Source organism: Pseudomonas sp. Ag1, assembly GCF_000278565.1.
GTDB lineage: Bacteria > Pseudomonadota > Gammaproteobacteria > Pseudomonadales > Pseudomonadaceae > Aquipseudomonas.
Genome location: NZ_AKVH01000090.1, coordinates 76,321 through 96,521, shown reverse-complemented (window position 1 = coordinate 96,521; position 20,201 = coordinate 76,321). Strand labels below are relative to the sequence as shown.

The 20,201-nt window shown below is 61.4% G+C and carries 22 protein-coding genes; 9 read left to right on the top strand and 13 right to left on the bottom strand.

Annotation, left to right across the window (positions count from 1 at the left end; all coding sequences use genetic code 11):
- Positions 1 to 153 precede the first annotated feature (153 nt).
- From A462_RS21295 to A462_RS21310, 4 genes are all read right to left on the bottom strand, one after another.
- Entirely contained in the window at positions 154 to 555 is a 402-nt protein-coding gene (locus tag A462_RS21295) for an ExbD/TolR family protein (protein ID WP_003218118.1), read from the bottom strand.
- 1 nt (position 556) lies between these two features.
- Positions 557 to 1,282, bottom strand: a complete 726-nt coding sequence (locus A462_RS21300) for a MotA/TolQ/ExbB proton channel family protein (RefSeq protein ID WP_085984637.1) — start codon at positions 1,280 to 1,282, stop codon at positions 557 to 559.
- Between the two features lie 50 nt (positions 1,283 to 1,332).
- Positions 1,333 to 2,145 (bottom strand): energy transducer TonB, encoded by an 813-nt coding sequence (locus tag A462_RS21305; protein WP_003218120.1) that lies wholly within the window; start codon positions 2,143 to 2,145, stop codon positions 1,333 to 1,335.
- A 240-nt stretch (positions 2,146 to 2,385) separates the two neighbouring features.
- Positions 2,386 to 3,237 (bottom strand): LysR family transcriptional regulator, encoded by an 852-nt coding sequence (locus A462_RS21310; protein WP_008433713.1) that lies wholly within the window; start codon positions 3,235 to 3,237, stop codon positions 2,386 to 2,388.
- A gap of 105 nt (positions 3,238 to 3,342) precedes the next feature.
- On the opposite strand from A462_RS21310, the gene A462_RS21315 reads away from it, so the two are divergent.
- From A462_RS21315 to A462_RS21345, 7 genes are all read left to right on the top strand, one after another.
- Positions 3,343 to 3,804: a nucleoside deaminase gene (locus A462_RS21315; RefSeq protein WP_008433711.1), complete on the top strand. Its 462-nt coding sequence runs from the start codon at positions 3,343 to 3,345 to the stop codon at positions 3,802 to 3,804.
- Positions 3,791 to 4,990, top strand: a complete 1,200-nt coding sequence (locus A462_RS21320) for a CynX/NimT family MFS transporter (protein ID WP_008433709.1) — start codon at positions 3,791 to 3,793, stop codon at positions 4,988 to 4,990. The genes A462_RS21315 and A462_RS21320 overlap by 14 nt, the downstream gene beginning before the upstream one ends.
- Before the next feature lie 74 nt (positions 4,991 to 5,064).
- On the top strand, positions 5,065 to 5,997 hold the full coding sequence (locus tag A462_RS21325) for a LysR family transcriptional regulator (RefSeq protein WP_003218124.1): 933 nt from the start codon (positions 5,065 to 5,067) through the stop codon (positions 5,995 to 5,997).
- A gap of 130 nt (positions 5,998 to 6,127) precedes the next feature.
- Positions 6,128 to 7,300, top strand: a complete 1,173-nt coding sequence (locus A462_RS21330) for an L-dopachrome tautomerase-related protein (protein WP_003218125.1) — start codon at positions 6,128 to 6,130, stop codon at positions 7,298 to 7,300.
- A 12-nt stretch (positions 7,301 to 7,312) separates the two neighbouring features.
- Positions 7,313 to 8,194: a LysR family transcriptional regulator gene (locus A462_RS21335; RefSeq protein ID WP_008433706.1), complete on the top strand. Its 882-nt coding sequence runs from the start codon at positions 7,313 to 7,315 to the stop codon at positions 8,192 to 8,194.
- 15 nt (positions 8,195 to 8,209) lie between these two features.
- Complete coding sequence (locus tag A462_RS21340) at positions 8,210 to 9,067, top strand: glycine betaine ABC transporter substrate-binding protein (RefSeq protein ID WP_083853196.1); 858 nt, start codon at positions 8,210 to 8,212, stop codon at positions 9,065 to 9,067.
- 121 nt (positions 9,068 to 9,188) lie between these two features.
- On the top strand, positions 9,189 to 9,500 hold the full coding sequence (locus A462_RS21345) for a putative quinol monooxygenase (RefSeq protein WP_003218128.1): 312 nt from the start codon (positions 9,189 to 9,191) through the stop codon (positions 9,498 to 9,500).
- 38 nt (positions 9,501 to 9,538) lie between these two features.
- Here the strand turns inward: A462_RS21345 and A462_RS21350 are convergent, their stop codons facing one another.
- Positions 9,539 to 10,618, bottom strand: a complete 1,080-nt coding sequence (locus A462_RS21350; RefSeq protein WP_008433701.1) for a fatty acid desaturase — start codon at positions 10,616 to 10,618, stop codon at positions 9,539 to 9,541.
- Between the two features lie 101 nt (positions 10,619 to 10,719).
- On the opposite strand from A462_RS21350, the gene A462_RS21355 reads away from it, so the two are divergent.
- Entirely contained in the window at positions 10,720 to 11,724 is a 1,005-nt protein-coding gene (locus A462_RS21355) for an AraC family transcriptional regulator (RefSeq protein ID WP_003218131.1), read from the top strand.
- 145 nt (positions 11,725 to 11,869) lie between these two features.
- On the opposite strand, the gene A462_RS21360 is transcribed toward A462_RS21355, so the two are convergent.
- Together A462_RS21360 and A462_RS21365 are read right to left on the bottom strand one after the other, a co-directional pair.
- Positions 11,870 to 12,235, bottom strand: coding sequence for a response regulator (locus A462_RS21360; protein WP_003218132.1), 366 nt, complete (start codon positions 12,233 to 12,235; stop codon positions 11,870 to 11,872).
- 38 nt (positions 12,236 to 12,273) lie between these two features.
- Positions 12,274 to 12,960 (bottom strand): Crp/Fnr family transcriptional regulator, encoded by a 687-nt coding sequence (locus A462_RS21365; protein ID WP_003218134.1) that lies wholly within the window; start codon positions 12,958 to 12,960, stop codon positions 12,274 to 12,276.
- A gap of 83 nt (positions 12,961 to 13,043) precedes the next feature.
- On the opposite strand from A462_RS21365, the gene A462_RS21370 reads away from it, so the two are divergent.
- Entirely contained in the window at positions 13,044 to 13,568 is a 525-nt protein-coding gene (locus A462_RS21370; protein ID WP_003218136.1) for an Mpo1 family 2-hydroxy fatty acid dioxygenase, read from the top strand.
- Between the two features lie 126 nt (positions 13,569 to 13,694).
- Here the strand turns inward: A462_RS21370 and A462_RS21375 are convergent, their stop codons facing one another.
- The 6 genes from A462_RS21375 to dibA form a co-directional block, all read right to left on the bottom strand.
- On the bottom strand, positions 13,695 to 14,675 hold the full coding sequence (locus A462_RS21375; RefSeq protein WP_003218138.1) for a sulfate/molybdate ABC transporter ATP-binding protein: 981 nt from the start codon (positions 14,673 to 14,675) through the stop codon (positions 13,695 to 13,697).
- Positions 14,676 to 14,678: 3 nt separating this feature from the next.
- On the bottom strand, positions 14,679 to 15,551 hold the full coding sequence (cysW, locus tag A462_RS21380) for a sulfate ABC transporter permease subunit CysW (RefSeq protein WP_003218139.1): 873 nt from the start codon (positions 15,549 to 15,551) through the stop codon (positions 14,679 to 14,681).
- A gap of 13 nt (positions 15,552 to 15,564) precedes the next feature.
- On the bottom strand, positions 15,565 to 16,383 hold the full coding sequence (gene cysT / locus A462_RS21385) for a sulfate ABC transporter permease subunit CysT (protein ID WP_003218141.1): 819 nt from the start codon (positions 16,381 to 16,383) through the stop codon (positions 15,565 to 15,567).
- Between the two features lie 163 nt (positions 16,384 to 16,546).
- The gene (locus A462_RS21390) at positions 16,547 to 17,557 is read right to left on the bottom strand and encodes a sulfate ABC transporter substrate-binding protein (protein ID WP_003218143.1); all 1,011 of its coding nucleotides are present in this window, start codon (positions 17,555 to 17,557) and stop codon (positions 16,547 to 16,549) included.
- A 76-nt stretch (positions 17,558 to 17,633) separates the two neighbouring features.
- Positions 17,634 to 17,816 carry a sulfur starvation response protein OscA gene (gene oscA / locus A462_RS21395; protein WP_003170956.1) on the bottom strand — a complete coding sequence of 61 codons (183 nt, stop codon included), beginning with the start codon at positions 17,814 to 17,816 and terminating at the stop codon, positions 17,634 to 17,636.
- A gap of 322 nt (positions 17,817 to 18,138) precedes the next feature.
- Entirely contained in the window at positions 18,139 to 20,049 is a 1,911-nt protein-coding gene (dibA, locus tag A462_RS21400; protein ID WP_008433689.1) for a phosphodiesterase DibA, read from the bottom strand.
- Between the last annotated feature and the right edge of the window lie 152 nt (positions 20,050 to 20,201).

The following is a 20,201-nucleotide window of genomic DNA, read 5'->3' as shown; positions in this document are numbered from 1 at the left end:
TGCTTACTTTTGCGCTGTTCAAAAGTGAGCCGCTGTAAGAGCGGAACCATAAGTAGCCGTTACCTAAATAACGGATATGTACTCCCCCCAAAGCAAAAAAAAGGCCGCACCCTGCCAAGGAGACGGCCAAAAAAATTGTCGAGGCATTTGAAACTAACGTGCAGTAATCACCGACAGCTTGGTAATCCCCGCCCGCTCGATCGACGCCATGGCTCGCGCCACTTCGCCATAGTTCACTCCATCATCAGCCTGCAGTTGCACCCGCACATCCGGGTCCTTGGCCTTGGCCGACTGCAAGTTGAATTCCAGCAAATCCGGCTGGATTTCATCCTTGTTGATAAACAGTTTCCCGGCCGCATCAATGCTCACCACCAGCGGGTCCTTCTGCTCCACCGGGGCCACGGCCTCGGTCTTGGGCAAGTTGATCGGAATCGCATTGGTCAACAACGGCGCCGTGACGATAAACACCACCAGCAGCACCAGCATCACGTCCACCAGCGGCGTAACGTTGATCTCGCTCAGCACCTCATCACTGTCTTGCGTGGAGAAGGCCATCTCAGGACGCCTCCTTCACTTTTTGCGCGCCACCCTGGGCACCGGCCTTGCTCAGCGTCGGGTGCAGCAGCACGCGGAAGGAGTTCTTCTGCGCCAGGCTGTAGAAGTCGTGGGCGAAGTCGTCCAGGTCAGCAGCCGTGAGCTTCAGGCGACGCAGGAAGTAGTTGTAGACCAGCACCGCCGGCACCGCGACGGCAATACCCACACCCGTGGCAACCAGTGCCGCACCGATCGGCCCGGCCACGGTTTCGAGGCTGGCGGAACCGGCGGCGCTGATGCCTTTCAGGGCTTCCATGATCCCCCACACAGTGCCGAACAGGCCGATAAACGGCGAGGTGCTGCCGATACTCGCAACCACGGCCAGGCCGGTTTCCAGGGAGCGACGCTCACGCACGATCTGTTGGCGCAAAGCGCGTTCAAGACGGTCCTGATGGTTGATCGCCTGGCTCAGGTCAGCAGCGTGTGGCGCCTCACCCACCTGGATCGCGGCGTAACCGGCCTGGGCCACACGAGCGGCGGCGCCGGGTTTGGTTTCGGCCAACTCAGCGGCCGAGTCCAGGCTGGATGCCGCCCAGAACTGTTTGTGGAACTTGCGATCCTGGGACTTGAGGCGGCCGAACTGGACGCCCTTGAGCAGGGCCAGGCCCCAGGTAGCGACCGAAAAGACCACCAGCAGCCAGATCACCGCGCTTTCGATGGATTCAGTTGGAGATGCTAATGCCATGATGTTTTCCCTCTGTGCAGGTCGCGATGTGTCCAACACACCGCATCCAATAATTAATGAATCTTGAAATCGATCGGTACGCTGACCCAGCCGTCCTGGGCCACATCACCCTGCTTGGCCGGTACAAAACTCCAGCGCTTCACGGCAGCCAGTGCGGCTTCGTCGAGTTGCTGGCGACCACTGCTTTTCTGAATCTGGATCTCACCCGGCTTGCCGGTGGCCAATACATGCACCCGCAACAGCACCGTGCCTTCCCAACCCCGGCGCTGGGCCAGTGACGGGTATTCCGGCGCCGGGTTCTTCAGGTACGCGGCGTTGGCCGAGGCCGGTGTGACCGGCGCGGGCGCAGGCGGTGCCGGCGGTGCTGGAGCCGGTGGCGCGGGTACAGGCGGCGCGGGCGGCTGCTCGGCTACCGGTTTCGGTGCGGGCTTGGGCACAGGCTTTGGCACCGGCTTGGGTTTCGGAATCTTTTTCGGCGCCGGCTTGGCGGCCAATTCATCAACCACCGGCGGCGGTGGCTCGACAACCGGTGGCGGCGGCGGTGGCGGTACAGGCGGTGGCGGCTCCACGACCGGCGGTGCCGGCTGGGAAAATTCGATCGTCATCGGCGGGATTTCCGGCGGCACAATCGGCAGCACCGGGGTTGGCTTCTGGCTGACCCAATAGATCACCGCGCCATGCAAGGCCAGCGCGAGAATCCCCAACAGGATCGCTTCACGCCGACTCAACACACCCTTCGGGGTTTTCTGCGTACGCAACTGCCCCAACGGCGCGCGATGCGGCCGGCCAAGGTCGACCAACTCACCACCCGGTGCGTGGCGCCACTGCGCCTCTTGTGCACTGGCGGCGGTCTGGACATTGCCCATTGATTAACTCCCCTGCGGTCTTAAGCAAAAAAACCGACGGGCCTGCCTTGGCGGCCGTCGAGGGCTGAATCATCGGGGGCAGACGCTTATCTCTTAAAGTAATCTTTAAAGTTATAGATAGATCTAAATTGAATAACCGAAACATCCGGATACGCCGAAGCCACGTCCTGCGCGGCCTGGCGCCGAGGGGGAAAATCTCAATGCTTTTGAGGCATACAAAATATTCACTGAAGGCATGGCTCAGCGTGGATTACCGGCACACAAATCCTGCAATTGGCGTAGCAACGCCTGCCCGGCCGCACCAAGGCCGTTACGGCCATACAGCGCCAGCCGCACGCCCTGCACCGCAGGCAAACCGCTGTCCGCGCCCAACACCACGTGCCCGGGCTGCACCACCCGCACCGGCAACAGGCTGATCCCCAGCCCCGCCGCCACCGCCGAACACACGCTGGCCAAGCTGGCGCTGGAATAACCGATGCGCCAGCGCCAGCCGCCCACCTCCAGGTGATGCAGCATTTCATTGCGGTACAGGCCGCCAGCGGGAAACGCCACCAACGGCAGCGGATCACGTCCCAGGGACGGCGAACTGCGGCTGTCGACCCAACACAACGGCTCCGGCCAGGACACCAGGCAGTCATCGCTGTCACCCATTTGCTTGACCAGCAGCACGTCGAATTCACCGCCGCGATAATCCCGCAACAATTCCGGCCCCAAGCCGCTGGTGACCTCCAAGCGCACCCGGGGATAAGCCTGCACAAACGCCGACAGCAGCGGCATCAGGCGCTCGGCCGCAAAATCCTCGGGCACCGCCAGGCGCAACACGCCATCGCTCTGCTGATTGATCAGCACGTCGGCCGCCTCTTCGTGCAGCGCCAGGATGCGCCGCGCATACGCCAGCAACCGCTCACCCTCCACCGTGGCCACCACGCGGCGCTGATCCCGGTCGAGCACCTGGCTGCCCAGTGCATCTTCCAGGCGGCGGATCTGTTGGCTGACCGTGGACTGGGTCAAGTGCAGCCGCTCGGCCGCGCGGGTGAAATTGCCGCAATCGACGACGGCAACAAAGCTGCGCAACAACACAGGATCGAACATGGGCTCACCATTCCATTTGCCACTGATTGGCATGGTTATATTTAATTTCAGAATACCCCCGTGGCTGCCCATACTTCACGCCTCATTGCGCACGAGGGGTTTTCCATGACTGACGATCAACAGCATCTGCATCACGCCGTGCAACTGGCCAAGGCCAACGTAGCCGCTGGTGGCCGCCCGTTTGGTGCCGTGCTGGTGCGCGACGGCAAGGTGCTGGTGGAAGCGGTCAACGAAATCCACTTGAGCCGGGACCCCACCGCCCACGCCGAGATGCTCGCCATCCGTGCCGCCAGCCAACAACTCGGCCCGCGCCTCGACGGTTGTGTGATCTACGCCAGCGGCCAGCCCTGCCCGATGTGCCTGAGTGCGATGCACCTGTGCGGCATATCCCGCGTGGTGTTCGCTGCCAGCAACGACGTGGCGGCGCCCTTTGGTTTGTCCACAGCAGCGATCTACCAGCAACTGGCGCTGCCGCTGGCGGAGCAAAAATTGCCCGTACAGCACCTGCCGCAGGCAGCGATGCAAGCCCTCTACCGCGAGTGGCAGGCCCTGCATGACGCTGAATAATTCATTCGCAGGCAAGCTCGCCGGTTGGGGTTTGTTGGTAGTACTGGGCCTGAACCTGCGACCGATCCTCAGTTCCATCAGCCCGTTGCTGGGGGAAATCCGTCTGGCCACCGGCCTGAGTTTCCAGAGCAGCGCCCTGCTCACCAGCCTGCCGGTGATCTGCATGGGCCTGGTGGCGCTGGTAGGTGTGCGCCTGGAGGCGAAGCTGGGGGAGCGTCGCGGAATCGCCCTGGGCTTGATGATGATTCTGCTGGCGTGCCTCGCGCGCTGGCTGTTTGGCCAGGCGCCGGCGCTGCTGGCCACCGCATTGTTCGGCGGTGCGGGTGTGGCGCTGATTCAGGCGCTGGTGCCGGCGATGATCAAGCGCCAGTTTCACCAGCGCGTGCCGTTGGCGATGGGGGTTTACTCGGCTTCGCTGATGGGCGGCGGTGGCTTGGCCGCGCTGCTCAGCCCATTGGTGGCGGGGCATTTCCAGCAGTGGCAGGCGGGGCTCGGGATCTGGCTGCTACCGGCCCTGGGCGCACTATTGTTGTGGGCGTGGCTGCCATTGGGTGCGGCGAAAAACCCGCAGGTGACGGCGCCGTTCCAGGGCCTGCGCAACCGTCGGGCGTGGTTGCTGGCGCTGTATTTCGGCCTGGTGAATTGCGGCTACATGAGCATGGTCGCGTGGCTGCCGGCCTACTACCAGCAGTTGGGTTGGGGCGTACTGCCCAGTGGTTCGCTGCTGGCGTTCATGACGATCTTCCAGGTAATCGCCGCGCTGCTGATGCCCGCACTGGCGCAACGTGGCATTGATCGTCGACCGTTACTGAGCATCAGCCTGCTGGCCCAGACCGTGGGCTATATCGGCCTGCTGACGGCGCCGCTGGAATTCCCCCACCTGTGGGTGGCGTTGATCGGTTTCGGCCTGGGAGCGTGTTTCGCCCTGAGCCTGTTGCTGACCCTGGATCACCGCCGCGACCCTCGGGAGGCCGGCCAACTGGCGGCGTTCGTCCAGGGCGTGGGCTTTTTGATCAACGCCGTATCACCGTGGCTGACCGGCTGGCTGCGGGAATTGACTGGCAGTTTCGTAAGCGCCTGGATGGTGCTGACGCTGACGGTGGTGGCGATGCTGATACTCACCCGGGTGTTCAGCCCGGCCACCTACCGCACAGGCTCTATGGATATGCAATTTGAATCTAGATAAAACAATGAACATTCTTTTGCGGAATAAGCGAGGCGATTAGAATCGCGGTTTCCTTCAGGACGCCGGAAAACTCCATGGACCTTCGCCAACTGCGCTACTTCATTGCTCTGAATGAGTACCGCAGTTTTGTGCGCGCCGCCGACGCCATGGGCATTACCCAGCCGGCGTTCAGCCGCAGCATCCAAAGCCTGGAACAGGAGTTTGGCTGTGTGCTGGTGGACCGCGCCCACAAAGACCTGCGCCCCACTCCCGAGGGCCAGGTGGTGTTGCAACATGCCTTGTCGCTCGTTCAGGGGGCGGCGCGGCTGAGCCACGAAGTCACCCGCATGACCAAGCTCGACGCCGGCGAATTGCGCTTTGGCTGCGATGCCGTGGCGGCGGTGAACCTGGTGCCTGGAGCAATCGCACGGTTTGTCGGCGCTCATCCACGAGTACGCAGCGGTTTGCATGTGGATAACTGGGAAAAACTCGGACGCAGTTTGAGTCGCGAAGAGATCGAATTCTTCATCGCCGATGTGCGCCACTTCGAGGCCGATCCGAATTTCCAGACCCAGGCCCTGACACCCCGGCGCAATGTATTTTTCTGCCGCGCCGGGCACCCGTTACTGGCCAAGGACAGCCTCTCGACCAACGACTTGTTTGACTACCCGCTGGCCACACCGCTGATCGCTCCCGGGGTACGCAAGCTACTGGCCAACCTGAGCGGGCGTGTCGACTTTTCTCCCGCTATCGAACTGGAGCAGTTTGCGGCGCTGGCAGCCATCGTGCACCAGTCCAACGCGATTGGCCTGGGTGCCGAGGATGCGTTTGCCGAAGACTTTGCCCGTGGCGCACTGACGGTGTTGCACTGGCGCAACGTGCCTCACAGCCTCGACAGTTTGAACAACCGCTGCGGGATCATCAGCCGTACCGGGTTTCGCTTGTCGCCGGCGGCGAAGGCGATGATCGAAACCCTGATCACCGTGGATACCCCCTCTGCTGAAGCAAGCTTGCTCGCCCGCAATTAAAAAACCAGGCTTGCGCGCGACAGCCCATTCTCTTGATTTCAATGAAACTGTTATCGGCAATCAGCGGGTTTTTTCGCCTGCCGGGAACCGACACCATTGGCTCCAGAACAGAAAAACCTGGAGCCCTGCCATGTACTTGAAATACCCAATCAGTTGGACTGCCCTTGCCTTGGCAGCGGCCCTCACCGGCACCGCCGCCCAGGCTTCCATGCCGGCGAACCTGCCCGCCGATCAGAGCGTTGGCGCCATCGAGCAGGTGCACGCCTTCCACGATGCCATGCCCACCGGCGTGAGCGTTACCGAGACCGGACGCATCTTTGTCAACTTTCCTCGCTGGGGCGACGAGGTGCCGTTTACCGTCGCAGAATTGCGCGACGGCAAAGTCGTACCCTACCCTGACCAGGCGATAAACCAGGCCAACCCCAAAGACCCGGCCAAAGGGTTTATCAGCGTACAAAGCGTGGTGGCCGACGGGCGCGGACGCCTCTGGATACTGGACACCGCGGCGCCTGGCTTCTCGCCTCCACAGCCAGGTGGTGCCAAGCTCGTCGCAGTTGAGCTCGCCACCAACAAGGTGGTCAAGACCCTCGTATTCCCGAAAAACGTCATGCTGCCCGGCACCTACGTCAACGACATGCGCTTTGATTTTCGCGTGGGTGACCAAGGCGTGATCTATATCACCGACTCTTCACTTACCGGCCCGGGCGCGATCATCGTCATGGACATCGCCAGTGGCACGGCCATACGCCGGCTCAGTGGTGCACCCTCGACCTCGGTCGACCCGAACTTCGTACCCACGGTCGAAGGCCAGGTCCTGAAAGTGCGGGATGCCAAAGGCGGCACCCAGCCTTTTGCCGTGGCTTCGGACGGCATCGCCCTGTCGGCTGATGGGCAGACCTTGTATTTCTGCCCGCTGTCGAGTCGGCACCTGTACGCCATCCCCACGGCACTGCTGCGTGACGAGACAGTCAGCGAAGCACGGCTCGAAATGGCGGTCAAAGACCTCGGGGAAAAAGGCGCCTCGGACGGGCTTGAAGCCGACGCCTCGGGGGCCGTGTATGCCGGCGACTACGAAAACAACAGCGTGCGCAAACGGCTGGCGAACGGGCAATGGCAGACCATCGTCCATGATCCGCGTGTGCTTTGGCCCGACACACTGTCAATCGGTCCTGATGGCTACCTGTACTTCATCGCCAATCAGCTGCACCGCCAAAGCATCTTTCACGCAGGCAAAGACTTGCGCCAGAAACCCTACAGCCTGCTGCGCGTGAAGATCGATGCCGCGCCGGCGCCCACACACTAGCGGCGCCGAAGCATGAATATTGATGCGTTGAACCTGTTCATGCGATCAACAGAGCTGGGCAATATCACCGCAGCCGGCAGGGAGCTGGGACTCGCGCCCTCGGTGGCCAGCCACAAACTGGCGAAGCTTGAAGAATACCTGGGCATGCGCCTGCTGCATCGCACCACTCGCCAGGTCAGCCTGACCGAAGACGGTGCGCTGTTTCTGCCCCATGCAATCCGGGTGCTGGCAGCCGTGGACGAGGCCTATCTGGTCGCGGTGAAAGGCAAGGACGTGGCCAAACGGGTGTTAAGAGTATCCGCCCCCGGGTCCTTCGCGCGGATGTGCCTGATGCCGGCCATTACCCGGTTCCTGCACGCCAACCCGAAGCTGAAGATCGACCTGATACTGTCCGATCAAATGCAGGACCTGACCGAGATCGGGATTGATGTGGCAATCCGAATCGCCGCCCTGAAGGACTCATCCCTGGTGGCGCGCAAGCTCGGCTGCGACCGACGCATCCTGTGTGCGGCACCCGCCTACCTCCAGGCGCATGGCGAACCGACTTCACCTGCGGAGCTGGTCAATCATTCCTGCATCCTGCTGGGCGACGAGGACCATTGGCGTTTCGTGGGTGCCCAGTCACACAAAGTCACGGCAATCAGTGGTTCGCTCAGAGTCAATTGCGGCGAAAGTGCACGGCTTGCCGCGGAGGGTGGGCTCGGCATCGTCTCTGTTTCACAGTGGAACGTCAGGCCCTCACTGGAAAGCGGCGCATTGGTGGAAATCATGCCGTCCTGTGTCCTGGAGCAAACCCGGGATATCTGGGCGATCTACCCCAGCGCGCGGTTGATCTCATCCAAGGCTCGGGCTTTCGTCGAGTTCATGATCGCCGAGTTCCAGGGCGATTTTTAGCATAGGGAAAAAATCATGACGGTGACTCACCAAGCTGCAGGCAGAACAAATCTCGCGAGCGGCCCACGCGTCGTTCGACTAGGGGTGACAGACTTGTCGTTCCATCGGGTTACCGCTGCGGTGGTAGCGCTGGTGTTGCAACGCATGGGCCTGACCGTTGAGCGCCACTATGCCCTGCACGAGGAAAACTTCGAGCAGTTGCGCAAAGGCTCGGTCGACATGCTGGTCTCCGCCTGGATTCCTTTCAGCCACGGGCTGTACAAGCAAGCGGTGGAGGCAGTGACGCCCACTCGCGAACTGGGCCTGCACTATCAGCCTTATGCCTTGTGGGGAGTGCCGGACTATGTCAGCGAGCATGACGTGGTATCCATCGAGGACCTGCTCAAGCCCGACGTCCGGGCCCGGATGAACCCGCTGATCCAGGGGATCGGCCCGGGTGCGGGCATTACCCGCTTCTCGCTGAAAATCATGGACGAATACGGGTTGAACGACGCCGGATATCGGTTCCGCACGGGCAGCCAGGACGATTGTATTAAGGCGTTCGAGGCGCTGTATCAGCAGCGGCGCTGGGGCATCGTGCCGCTGTGGCATCCTCAGTTCCTGCACCACCGTTATCGAATTCGCGACCTGAAAGACCCCAAGGGATTACTCGGCAGTGTTGATAGAGCGGTGCTGCTGGCGCGCGAGGATCGCTTGGTATTACTCACGGCTGCCGAGATCCAGGTACTGGACAATATCCGCCTCTCCAACCTCATCGTTGCCGAACTCGATGATGCGCTCAACCGTGGCGGGCAATCCCCGGATGACGCCGCGATCGATTGGCTGGCAAGGCATCCCGACACCCTGCGCGCCTGGCTCGCCCCCCTGGCCTGATTGGGCAACGACGCCTTTTACGAATTCTGAATTCGCGGCAGGCTGGCTACAAGGGCCTGCTCACTGAGGCTAGTTTGGCGATGCAGATGTTCTGCAATCTCCCCAAACCGAGGATTCCAACATGCTCTACCTGGTTTTCAGCGGCACCATCAAAGAAGGCAAACAGGCCGAGTTCTATCGTGATGTAGCGGCCGTTTCACAAAAGCTCACCCACCAGCACGACAAGGCCGTGGTCTATCAATGGCATAAGGATGAAGAGAACCCCAACCGGTTCTTTCTCAACGAACAGTGGGAAAGCGTCGCGGACCTGCACGCGCATTTCGAAACGCTCTACAAAGCCTTCGGCCCGGCGAAACCCACCGAGCGCCTGCCGGCGAAAATCCTCGCGTACCTGGATGAAGCACAGGTGAACTTCTACCAGGCCATTCAGTAAATCGCACCCGGTCACCCCAGGGTGACCGGGACGCTTGCTCAGATCGCTGTCCTTTCCACCGGGTTGAGTTCGCTCAGCCGTCCCTCCTGGCGCGCAAACCGATTGGCCCGGGCAAACGTGCCGAAATCGTTGAAGCGCACGCCCATCTCCGCCATCACCTTGTGCGCCGTTTTCACCGTCATCTGGCGGATGTAGAACGGCTCCTTGACCACAAAGTGATGAATCCCGTGGGTGCTGCCGAAGTTGAAGCAGAACGCTTGCAACGGCCACAGCCACCACGGGTTGAGTACCTGGGTTTGCTGGATCACGTTGCCCGGCTCGATGTCGCCGTAGTAGTGCATGTTGGAGCTGACAAAGTGCAGGCAGAAGGTACGCAGCACGTTGGGGCCGATGATCACCACGGCGGCGATGTCGATGACGTGCATCACCGCCAGCGTGTTGGCCGACCAGTCGATCGGCGCGCCCAGCAGGCTGGCGATGCCATTCGCGGCATGAAAGCCGAGGAACACATACCACGCGCCCCAATGCAGCAGCGCCAGCGGTGCGTAGACCAGCGCCGTGCGCTTGAGAATGCCCAGCTTGTGCTTCCAGGACGGTGCGCGCAGCACCCGGATCAGTGCCGACATGATGTTGTCGCCGACCATCAGCAAACGTGCCAGGCCCCACGGTTCACCGTTGGTGATTGCGCGCTCTTCGATGTCGGTTTCGCTGCCGGAAACCTTGTGGTGATTGAGGTGGATATGGCGTCGTACCCAAGGGTTGATGGTGCTGGGCCGCGCCAGCCACACCAGGCCCATCATCAGGTTGTGGGGCAGGCGCTGCTTGCGAAAGTACATGCTGTGGATCAGGTCGTGTTCCAGTTCGTGGGTCAATGACGCGAGGAATGCGTTGAGCAGCAGGCACACCCACCACGCCATGTGCCCGGTGATATACAGCGCCGCCGAACCCAGCATGCCCACCAGGGCAAAGGCCAGGATGCCCGCGCCCAACGCATCCTGATGCAGCAGCCAGGGGTGGCGCTGGCGCAATAACAGCCCCTCGGCCAGCACCACTTCACGAATATGCGCTGAACGCTGTTGTGCGTTCATCTGCCGGGGGCTTGCAGAAGTACCGTCCATGCTTCCATCCTCTGTCTTATTGATGCGTACATCCTGCCCTATGCGATCTGGCGGGACGCTAGCCCCACACGCCAACCTGTTGACCGCAAGCGCCAATCAACATGACCGAACCGACCTCTCTCGCCAGCTGGACCCGCGCCCTGCGCAAGCAGCTCGACGCCCTGGGCCTCGACAGCGCCGCGCTGTGCGCCCAGGCCGGGCTCGACCCGCAGTTGATGGAAGATCCGAACGCGCGCTACCCGCTATCGGCCACCACGCGCCTGTGGGAACTGGCGGTACAGGCCAGCGGCGACCCGGCGATTGGCTTGCGGGTGTCGCGGTTTGTCAGCCCCACCACCTTTCACGCGCTGGGTTATGCGCTGGTGGCCAGCGGCAGCCTGCGGGAAGTGTTCGAGCGGATCGTGCGCTATCACCAGGTGGTCAGCGACGCACTGAGCCTGGAGCTTAGCCGGGAGGGCGAACGTTACCGCTTTCGCCTGCAACAGCCCGCCGGTACACCCGCACCCGCGTTTGAGGCGATTGATGCGTTCGCCGCGATTTACGTGCGCACCTGCCGCAATCGCCTGGGCCGGGAGTACGCGCCGCTGGCGGTGTACCTGCGGCGGCCCGAGCCGGCTGATCCCAAACCGTGGCACACGGTATTTCGCGCGCCGGTGTTTTTTGCCGCCGAGGAAGACCGTCTGGAATTTGCGGCCCGGGACTTTGACAGCCACCTGGACGATGCCAACCCCGAGTTGGCCGAGCACAATGAAACCGTGCTCAAGCGCACCCTGGCGCAACTGCGGCCGCTGACCTGGGAACGCAAGGTGCGTTCGGCCATTGAGGCGCAGTTGCCTGACGGTGAGCCGAGTGCCGAGCGCATCGCCCAGGCGTTGCATTTGAGTTTGCGCAGCTTGCAGCGGCATCTGGCGGATGAGGGCTGCCGGTTTGATGCGCTGCTGAACGAATGCCGGGAGAACCTCGCGCTGCTGCATCTGCGGGATCCCGAGTGTTCGCTGGCGGAGATCAGTCATTTGCTGGGGTTTGCCGATACCAGCAGCTTCAACCGGGCGTTCAAGCGCTGGACCGGGATGACGCCGGGGCAGTTTCGGGATGGGTTGAGGTAGCTGGAGTTGCGGTGGCTGTGAGGGCCTCTTCGCGAGCAAGCCCGCTCCCACATTTGACCACATTCCAAAGGATGTACTCGGTCAAATGTGGGAGCGGGCTTGCTCGCGAAAGCGGTCGATCAAACACCCCAAAAGCCAGTGGCAGTCAGCGCCCCCGATCCCGCCGCAACACCTTCTTCACCCGCGCCACCAACGCCCGGGCCTCAAACGGCTTGAGCAAATAATCATCCTCATGCAATTCCAGCCCACGCAGCCGATCTTCAATCCCGTCCGGCGTGGTCAAAAACAACATCGGCGTCTCACCCTTCAACCGAATCGCCTGCTGCAGCTTCCAGGCATTCAGCCCCGGCAGCATCACATCCAGGATCACCAGGTCGTATTCGGTGCTTTCCACAAAGCGCAGGGCCGCCATGCCATTGGCCGCCACCTCCACCGTGTAGCTGGCCTCTTCAAGACTGCGGCCCATCGCCTCGGCCGCCTCTGACTCGTGTTCCACTAGCAGGACGCGCATAACACACCTCGAATAATCGTGAACGCAGGCTACCACCCTCAGGCATGCGCCGCCTCGCGCAAACGTTGCGGGTCGAGGATTTCGATCTCGCCATAGCCCAGGCGCACGATGCCCTGGCCTTGCAGGTCCTTGAGCAACGCATTGGTGGTCTGGCGCGACAGGCTCAGCATCGCGGCCAAGTCTTCCTGGGGCAGTTGCAGCACCTGCCGGGCCTGCTCGATGTCGCCATAGCCCTCGGCGATCATCAGCAGGCGGTGCGCCACCCGCACCGACGCCGGCATCAGGCTCAATTGCTCGATATTGATAAAGGTCAGGCGCAGTTTCTGGCTCATCAACAGGGCCATGTCGCGCCAGTAACGCGGAGTCTGTTCAAGAATGTGCAGCAACGCCGGCTGCGGTACCTGCAGCAACGTACACGGCCCGACGGCGCAGGCATCGTGGGTGCGGGGCAACCCGTCGAACAATGAGATTTCGCCGAACCAGTATGGCAACTCCGCCAGGCTCAACACTGCCTCCTTGCCCTGCTCGTTCACCGCGCTGATACGCAGGGAGCCCTCCAGCACCGCATACAACCCACACGGCGGATCGCCGCGCTTGAACAGGTATTGCCCCGCCGTCAGCTGCCGCAACCGGGCGCTGGCCAGCAAGCTATTCTGTAGATCAGCAGGCAGATGGCTGTACCAGTGACCGGTGGCCAGCCGTGGGTGCCATTTCTCTACATCCATGCGAACTCCGAAGATTGTCGGCCAGTTGACAGTGTGTCGTGGGCCTACAGGGCATGATCAAACATCCTACAGGAGGAACAACAATGAAAAGCCTCGTCGACCATCTCAGTCAATACGCCGCCTACCACCGCGACCCGCGCAATATCGCCAGCCACTTTATCGGCATCCCGCTGATCGTGGTGGCCGTGGCCGTGCTGCTGTCACGCCCCGAATGGACGGTGGCCGGGCTGTGGCTGTCGCCCGCGGTGGTAGTGGCGCTGCTTTCGGCATGGTTCTACCTGCGCCTGGAACTGGCGCTCGGCGTGCTGATGACGGTGCTGATGGGCCTGTCGGTGTGGGCCGGGCATGTGCTGGCGGCGCAAAGCACGCTGGTGTGGCTGAGCAGTGGCATCGGCATGTTCGTGGTGGGCTGGGTGATCCAGTTTGTGGGGCATTACTACGAGGGGCGCAAACCGGCGTTTGTCGATGACGTGTCCGGGTTGATCGTGGGGCCGTTGTTTGTGGTGGCGGAGTTGGCGTTCCTGGTGGGGCTGCGGCATGACCTGAAGCGGCAGATTGAAGAGCGCTCGGGGCCCGTGGCCGTGCGGCACAAGAACGCCACGGCCTGAGCAACACTGGAGATCCAAATGTGGGAGCGGGCTTGCTCGCGAAAGCGGAGTGTCAGTCACCGGATGTACCGACTGAACCACCGCATTCGCGAGCAAGCCCGCTCCCACATGGGTTTTGCGGCGCTTTTAGGCTTTTTGCCAGACCTTGGGCTTGAAGAACAACGTCTCACCCCGCGCCAGGCCGGTCAGGCTGTCGTGGTCTTTTACCACTTCGGCTTCGATCAGTTCGCTCTGGCCTTCGACCTTCAGGGTCACCCGGGTGGTCGCGCCAAGCGGGCGAATATCACGCACTTCAGCCGCGTGGTGGTCTTCCAGTTCATGGCGCGACAGCGACACTTCATGCGGGCGGAACAGCACGTGCTTGTCTTCACCCAAATGCAGGCGGTTGGAGTCGCCGAGGAAGTGATAAACAAAATCACTGGCCGGGTTTTCGTAGACTTCGCCCGGTGAGCCAATCTGCTCGATCACGCCCTTGTTCATCACCACGATGCGGTCCGCCACTTCCATGGCTTCTTCCTGGTCGTGGGTCACGAACACCGAGGTCAGGTTGATGTCTTCGTGCAGGCGCGCCAGCCAGCGGCGCAGTTCTTTACGGACCTTGGCATCCAGGGCGCCGAAGGGTTCATCCAGCAGCAGCACTTTCGGCTCTACCGCCAGGGCGCGCGCCAGGGCGATACGCTGGCGCTGGCCGCCGGAGAGTTGTTCCGGGTAGCGATCCGACAGCCAATCGAGCTGCACCATGTTCAGCAGCTCGTGGACTTTCACTGCGATCTGGCTTTCGGTGGGCCGCTGGTTTTTCGGTTTCATGCGCAGGCCGAACGCGACGTTGTCGAACACGGTCATGTGGCGGAACAGCGCGTAGTGCTGGAACACAAAGCCGACGTTGCGATCACGCACGTCGTGGCCGGAGACGTCTTCACCATGGAACACGATGTTGCCGGCATCCGGGGTTTCGAGACCGGCGATGATCCGCAGCAGGGTAGTCTTGCCGCAGCCGGACGGGCCCAGCAACGCCACCAGCTCGCCACTCTGGATGTCCAGATTGATGCTGTTCAGGGCCTTGAAGGCGTTGAAATTCTTGCTGACATTACGGACTTCGATCGACATGACTTATTCCTCACCAGCACTTTTGCGCAGGCGGTTGATACGGTTCTCGCTCCACTGCTTGAGCAGCAGGATGAAGAGCGCCAGGATCAGCAACAGGCTCGCGACGGCAAACGCGGCGACGTGGTTGTATTCGTTGTAGAGGATCTCGACGTGCAGCGGCAAGGTGTTGGTCACGCCGCGAATGTGACCGGACACCACCGACACCGCACCGAACTCACCCATGGCCCGCGCGGTACACAGCACCACGCCGTAGATCAGGCCCCACTTGATGTTCGGCACGGTGACATGCCAGAACATCTGCCAGCCGTTGGCGCCCAGCAGGCGCGCGGCCTCTTCTTCCTGGGTGCCCTGCTCCTGCATCAGCGGGATCAGCTCACGCGCCACGAACGGCACGGTGACGAAGATGGTCGCCAGCACGATGCCCGGCAAGGCGAACACGATCTGGATGTCATGGTCTTGCAGCCACGGGCCAAAGAAGCCCTGGGCGCCGAACATCAACACGTAGACCAGGCCGGCGATCACCGGCGATACCGAGAACGGCAGGTCGATCAGGGTCACCAGGATACTTTTGCCACGGAACGAGTACTTGCTCACGCACCAGGCGGCGCTGACGCCGAACACCACGTTGAGCGGTACCGAAATCACCACGGCGATCACCGTGAGTTTCAATGCCGACAGCGCGTCCGGCTCAAGGATCGCGGTGAAGAACGCACCCAGGCCATTCTTCAGGCCCTGGGACACCACGATAAACAGCGGCAGCAACAAAAACAGGAAGAACACCAGCCAGCCAAGGCTGATCAGGATGCGTCGGGACACCGCACTGCCACGACGGGCAGCGTTGGCCGAGGACGCGGCGGAAATAGACGATTGGGACATGTTCCGCGCCTCCTTATGGGTGTTCGATGCGCCGCTGCAGCAAGTTGATCAGCAGCAGCAGGACAAAGGAAACCACCAGCATCAGCACACCGATGGACGTGGCGCCGTGGTAGTCGTATTGGTCGAGCTTGACCATGATCAGCAACGGCAGGATCTCGGTTTTCATCGGCATGTTGCCGGCGATGAAGATCACCGAGCCGTACTCACCGACACCTCGTGCAAACGCCAAGGCGAAGCCGGTCAACCAGGCCGGCAGCAGCGCCGGTACCAGGATGTAGCGGAACACTTGCAGGGGCTTGGCGCCGAGACAGGCGGCGGCTTCTTCGATTTCCCGGGGGATATCGGCCAACACCGGCTGCACGGTACGCACCACGAATGGCAGCGTGACGAAGGTCAGCGCGAGGGTGATGCCCAGGGGGGTGTAGGCGATCTTGAAGCCCAGGTCGGCGGCGAACTGGCCTACCAGGCCAGTGGGCGTGTACAGCGCGGTGAGTGCAATACCGGCGACGGCGGTGGGCAGGGCGAACGGCAAGTCGATCATCGCATCGATGATCTTGCGCCCGGGGAAGGTGTAGCGCACCAGTACCCATGCCAGCAGGGTACCGATCACCCCGTTGATGATCGCGGCATACAACGCAGTGCCGAAGCTCAGTTTCAACGCCGCCAGCACACGCGGTGCGGAGATGATGTTCCAGAACTGATCCCAGGTGAGTTGAGCGGCATGTACAAACATCGCCGCAAGGGGGATGAGTACGATCAGGCTGAGGTACACCACGGTGTAGCCCAGCGTCAGCCCGAAGCCGGGTATGACGGGGGAGATACGACGCGACATAAGAGTCCTTGGTTAGCGGGTAGATACCACTGTAGGAGCGAGCTTCTGTGGGAGCTGGCTTGCCTGCGATGCCGGCACCTCGGTGTATCAGTTACACCGAGGTGATGCTATCGCGGGCAAGCCCGGCTCCCACAGAAAGCTGGCTCCTACAGTTTGATTTTGCTTACTGCGCCGAGTAGATCTGGTCGAACACGCCACCGTCATTGAAGAATTTCGGTTGGGCAGTTTTCCAGCCGCCGAAGTCTTTGTCGATAGTCACCAGGTCCAGTTTCGGGAACTGCTGGGCGTATTTGGCGGCGACTTTCTCATCGCGTGGGCGGTAGAAGTTCTTCGCCGCAATCTCCTGTCCAGCCGGGCTGTACAGGTGCTTGAGGTACTCGGTGGCGATCTCGGTATTGCCCTTTTTCTCGGCGTTCTTGTCGACCACGGCCACTGGCGGCTCGGCGAGGATCGACAGCGAAGGTACAACGATGTCGAACTTGTCGGCGCCGCCGTCTTCCTTCAGGGCCAGGAAGGCTTCGTTTTCCCAGGCCAGCAACACGTCACCCTGACCGTTGTTGACGAAGGTGATGGTCGAACCGCGCGCGCCGGTGTCGAGGATCGGCACGTGCTTGAACAGCTCTTTCACGTATTCCTGGGCCTTGGCTTCGCTGCCACCGGCTTTCAGGCCGTAGGCCCAGGCGGCTAGGAAGTTCCAGCGGGCGCCGCCGGAGGTTTTCGGGTTCGGGGTGATCACCGACACGTCTTTCTTGATCAGGTCGCCCCAATCCTTGATGCCTTTAGGGTTGCCCTTGCGTACCAGGAACACGATGGTCGAGGTGTACGGGGTGCTGGCGTCCGGCAGGCGGGTTTGCCAGTTTTCCGGCAGGGTCTTGCCCAGTTTTGCGATTTCGTCGATGTCGCCGGCCAGGGCCAGGGTCACGACGTCGGCGCGCAGGCCGTCGATTACCGCGCGGCCCTGCTTGCCCGAACCACCGTGGGATTGCTGGATCTTGACGTTGTCACCCGGGTGCGACTGCTTCCAGAAGCTGGTGAATTCAGCGTTGTAGTCCTGGTAGAGCTCGCGGGTGGGGTCGTAAGACACGTTGAGCAGTTCGTAATCCTTGGCAACAGCGGAACCGGCAAACACGGCACTGGCCAGTGCTGCCAGGGCATAACGGCGAATCGACGACATAGAAGGCTCCTGAAATTCTTGGGTGTTGGCTTTTTTCTTATAGTTGCGGGTCTTGCAATCGAATCGCCGGAGTTGCTCAGCTCGGTTTGTTGCCCGGGTTCTGCAAACGGAATTTCTCTTTGCGTTCGATTTGTACTACCTGGGCGTTGTGCACAGTGATTTCCACCGCGCCAAACCGCAGATCGCGCAGGGCGCTCTGGATCTCGCGCAAAATGGCTGCTTCGTCCTGGCCGTCAACGCTACGTAGAGATGCGCTCATGGTCGTGCTCCTGAAATGAGAAGTGCCTCGCAGTGGCGGCACTGCTTGCGGCGTGAGGGCGATAGTAGATAAGCGCGGATATTCTTAAAAATACTATTTAAGAATGTTTATATAACCAGAAAGAATTTTCTGGTGGGACGAGGGGTTGCGAGGGGTTTTGCGGGACGACCCGTGAAATAAAGCCGTGTGGAGATCCAAATGTGGGAGCGGGCTTGCTCGCGAAGGCGGTGGGTCAGTGACAGATTTGCTGACTGACCCACCGCCTTCGCGAGCAAGCCCGCTCCCACATTTTGGCCCTGTTTGAAATCAGGACAGGCGGTGGTTAACGAATGGTCGGCGCCCTCGCCCAATCCAGCTCACTGGCCGGCATCGGCCGACCAAACCAGTACCCCTGGCCCAGGTCACAGCGCTGTTCCAATAGAAACCGCGCCTGCTCAACCTGCTCGATGCCCTCGGCATGCACCTGCATGCCCATGCTCTGAGCCAACGCGATCACTACCCGCACAATCGCCGCATCGTCTTCATCCCATGGCAACCCGGCGACAAAACCCTGGTCGATCTTGAGCTTCTGCACCGGCAAGCGCTTGAGCCGCAGCAGCGATGAATAACCGGTGCCAAAGTCGTCGATAGCCAGGCGTAAGCCGAGCTCACGCAGGCGATGCATTTGCTCAAGGGCGACTTCCGGGTCCTCCATCACCGCGCTTTCGGTGACTTCCAGCTCTAAAAGCGCCGGATCCAGCCCCGTGTCGTGCAGCACCTTGGCCACTTGCTCATACAGCTCACGCCGGGCAAACAGGCGGCTGGACACATTCACCGCGAGAAACGTCAACGGTGCACCGTCTGCCAGCCACTGGCACATCTGGCGACAGGCCTGGTCCATGACCCAGGCGTCGATGTCGGCAATCAGTCCGGTGCGCTCGGCAATCGGGATGAATTCCCCCGGCGGCACCAGCCCGCGCTCCGGGTGCTGCCAGCGCACCAGGGCTTCGACGCCGATCATTCGGCTGTCTTGCAGGTCGTGCACTGGCTGGTAGTAAACCCGCAGCTCCTGCTGATCCAGCGCGCGGCGCAGTTCACCGGCCATTTCCACGCGGTGCTGGGCGTGGGCGGTAAGTTCTTCGGTGTACAAGGCATAGCCTTCGCGGCCGGCGCTCTTGGCCTTGAACAACGCGGAGTCGGCGTTGCGCAGCAGTTGCTCGGCGCTCAGCGCGTCGCTGGGGAACAGGCTGATCCCGATGCTCACGCTGATAAACAGTTGATGGCCGTCGAAGATGACCGGTTCTTTCATCGCGTCGAGAATACGTTGCGCCAGGGCGGCGGCCTGGCCCACCTGTGGACAACTTTCCGCCAGCACCGCGAACTCGTCACCGCCCAGGCGCGCCAGGGTCACGCCGGGGCCGAACAGGCCTTGCAGGCGCTCGCCGACGGCCTTGAGCAACTGGTCGCCGACGTTATGGCCGAGGCTGTCGTTGATGATCTTGAAATGGTCGAGGTCGAGCAGCAGCAAGGCGCAGCCACGTTTATGGATCTGCGCGGAGGCCAGGGCCTGTTCGGCACGATCGGTGAACAGCAGGCGGTTGGGCAGGTCGGTCAGCGGGTCGTGATGGGCCAGGTGCGCCAACTCGCTCTCGGAGTGCTTGATGGCGCTGATATCGGAGAACACCGCGACGTAGTGGCTGATATGGCCCTGCTCATCACGGATCACCCGGATGGTCTGCCACTGTGGATAGATTTCGCCGCTTTTACGGCGGTTCCAGATTTCACCGCTCCATTCACCGTCACGTTCCAGCGTCTCGAACATCGCCTGGTAGAAACTGGCCGAGTGGCGCCCGGACTTGAACAGGCTCGGCTGGTGCCCCAGCACGTCTTCGCACTGGTAGCCGGTGATTTCGATAAAGGCCCGGTTGACGTGAACAATCAGCCCCAGGGCATCGGTGACCAGCACTCCTTCGCGGGTGCAATCGAACACGGCGGCGGCCTGGCGCAGGCGCTCGCGGTTTTCCTTCAGTGGCTGCTGGATCAGGTTCGCCCGGGCAAAGTGCGCGCAGAGCAGGTAGATCGCCAGGGCACTGAGGCTGACCCACAGGTAACCGCGTATCTGAAGCCAGCGGCCCAGCTCCACGGGTTCATCGATAAAGTTGATCAATACCTGATGGCTGAGCTGAATCCACACAATCGAAACCAGCAGGTACATCAGCCCGGCACGCAGGGCACCTCGGTATGAAAACAGCATATGTTCAGTAATCCTTACTAAAAAACCAGATTCGCCCTACAAAGGCTACGGATTATAGAATAAGAAACATCCAGTCACTCCTATCTGAAAGGGCGGCTGGTTTTATCTGTAGGCTTAGTGATAATGCGCAAGCTGGTTTTTTCTTTATCTGA

Bases quoted from the DNA above. Each gene is read 5' to 3' on its own strand.
- A462_RS21345 (WP_003218128.1), top strand. From the start codon at position 9,189: ATGCTCTACCTGGTTTTCAGCGGCACCATCAAAGAAGGCAAACAGGCC.
- A462_RS21310 (WP_008433713.1), bottom strand. From the start codon at position 3,237: ATGTTCGATCCTGTGTTGTTGCGCAGCTTTGTTGCCGTCGTCGATTGC.
- A462_RS21375 (WP_003218138.1), bottom strand. From the start codon at position 14,675: ATGTCGATCGAAGTCCGTAATGTCAGCAAGAATTTCAACGCCTTCAAG.
- A462_RS21360 (WP_003218132.1), bottom strand. From the start codon at position 12,235: ATGCGCGTCCTGCTAGTGGAACACGAGTCAGAGGCGGCCGAGGCGATG.
- A462_RS21295 (WP_003218118.1), bottom strand. From the start codon at position 555: ATGGCCTTCTCCACGCAAGACAGTGATGAGGTGCTGAGCGAGATCAAC.
- A462_RS21315 (WP_008433711.1), top strand. From the start codon at position 3,343: ATGACTGACGATCAACAGCATCTGCATCACGCCGTGCAACTGGCCAAG.
- dibA (WP_008433689.1), bottom strand. From the start codon at position 20,049: ATGCTGTTTTCATACCGAGGTGCCCTGCGTGCCGGGCTGATGTACCTG.
- cysT (WP_003218141.1), bottom strand. From the start codon at position 16,383: ATGTCGCGTCGTATCTCCCCCGTCATACCCGGCTTCGGGCTGACGCTG.
- A462_RS21365 (WP_003218134.1), bottom strand. From the start codon at position 12,960: ATGGATGTAGAGAAATGGCACCCACGGCTGGCCACCGGTCACTGGTAC.
- A462_RS21340 (WP_083853196.1), top strand. From the start codon at position 8,210: ATGACGGTGACTCACCAAGCTGCAGGCAGAACAAATCTCGCGAGCGGC.
- cysW (WP_003218139.1), bottom strand. From the start codon at position 15,551: ATGTCCCAATCGTCTATTTCCGCCGCGTCCTCGGCCAACGCTGCCCGT.
- A462_RS21370 (WP_003218136.1), top strand. From the start codon at position 13,044: ATGAAAAGCCTCGTCGACCATCTCAGTCAATACGCCGCCTACCACCGC.
- A462_RS21305 (WP_003218120.1), bottom strand. From the start codon at position 2,145: ATGGGCAATGTCCAGACCGCCGCCAGTGCACAAGAGGCGCAGTGGCGC.
- A462_RS21350 (WP_008433701.1), bottom strand. From the start codon at position 10,618: ATGGACGGTACTTCTGCAAGCCCCCGGCAGATGAACGCACAACAGCGT.
- A462_RS21320 (WP_008433709.1), top strand. From the start codon at position 3,791: ATGACGCTGAATAATTCATTCGCAGGCAAGCTCGCCGGTTGGGGTTTG.
- A462_RS21330 (WP_003218125.1), top strand. From the start codon at position 6,128: ATGTACTTGAAATACCCAATCAGTTGGACTGCCCTTGCCTTGGCAGCG.
- A462_RS21390 (WP_003218143.1), bottom strand. From the start codon at position 17,557: ATGTCGTCGATTCGCCGTTATGCCCTGGCAGCACTGGCCAGTGCCGTG.
- oscA (WP_003170956.1), bottom strand. From the start codon at position 17,816: ATGAGCGCATCTCTACGTAGCGTTGACGGCCAGGACGAAGCAGCCATT.
- A462_RS21325 (WP_003218124.1), top strand. From the start codon at position 5,065: ATGGACCTTCGCCAACTGCGCTACTTCATTGCTCTGAATGAGTACCGC.
- A462_RS21355 (WP_003218131.1), top strand. From the start codon at position 10,720: ATGACCGAACCGACCTCTCTCGCCAGCTGGACCCGCGCCCTGCGCAAG.
- A462_RS21335 (WP_008433706.1), top strand. From the start codon at position 7,313: ATGAATATTGATGCGTTGAACCTGTTCATGCGATCAACAGAGCTGGGC.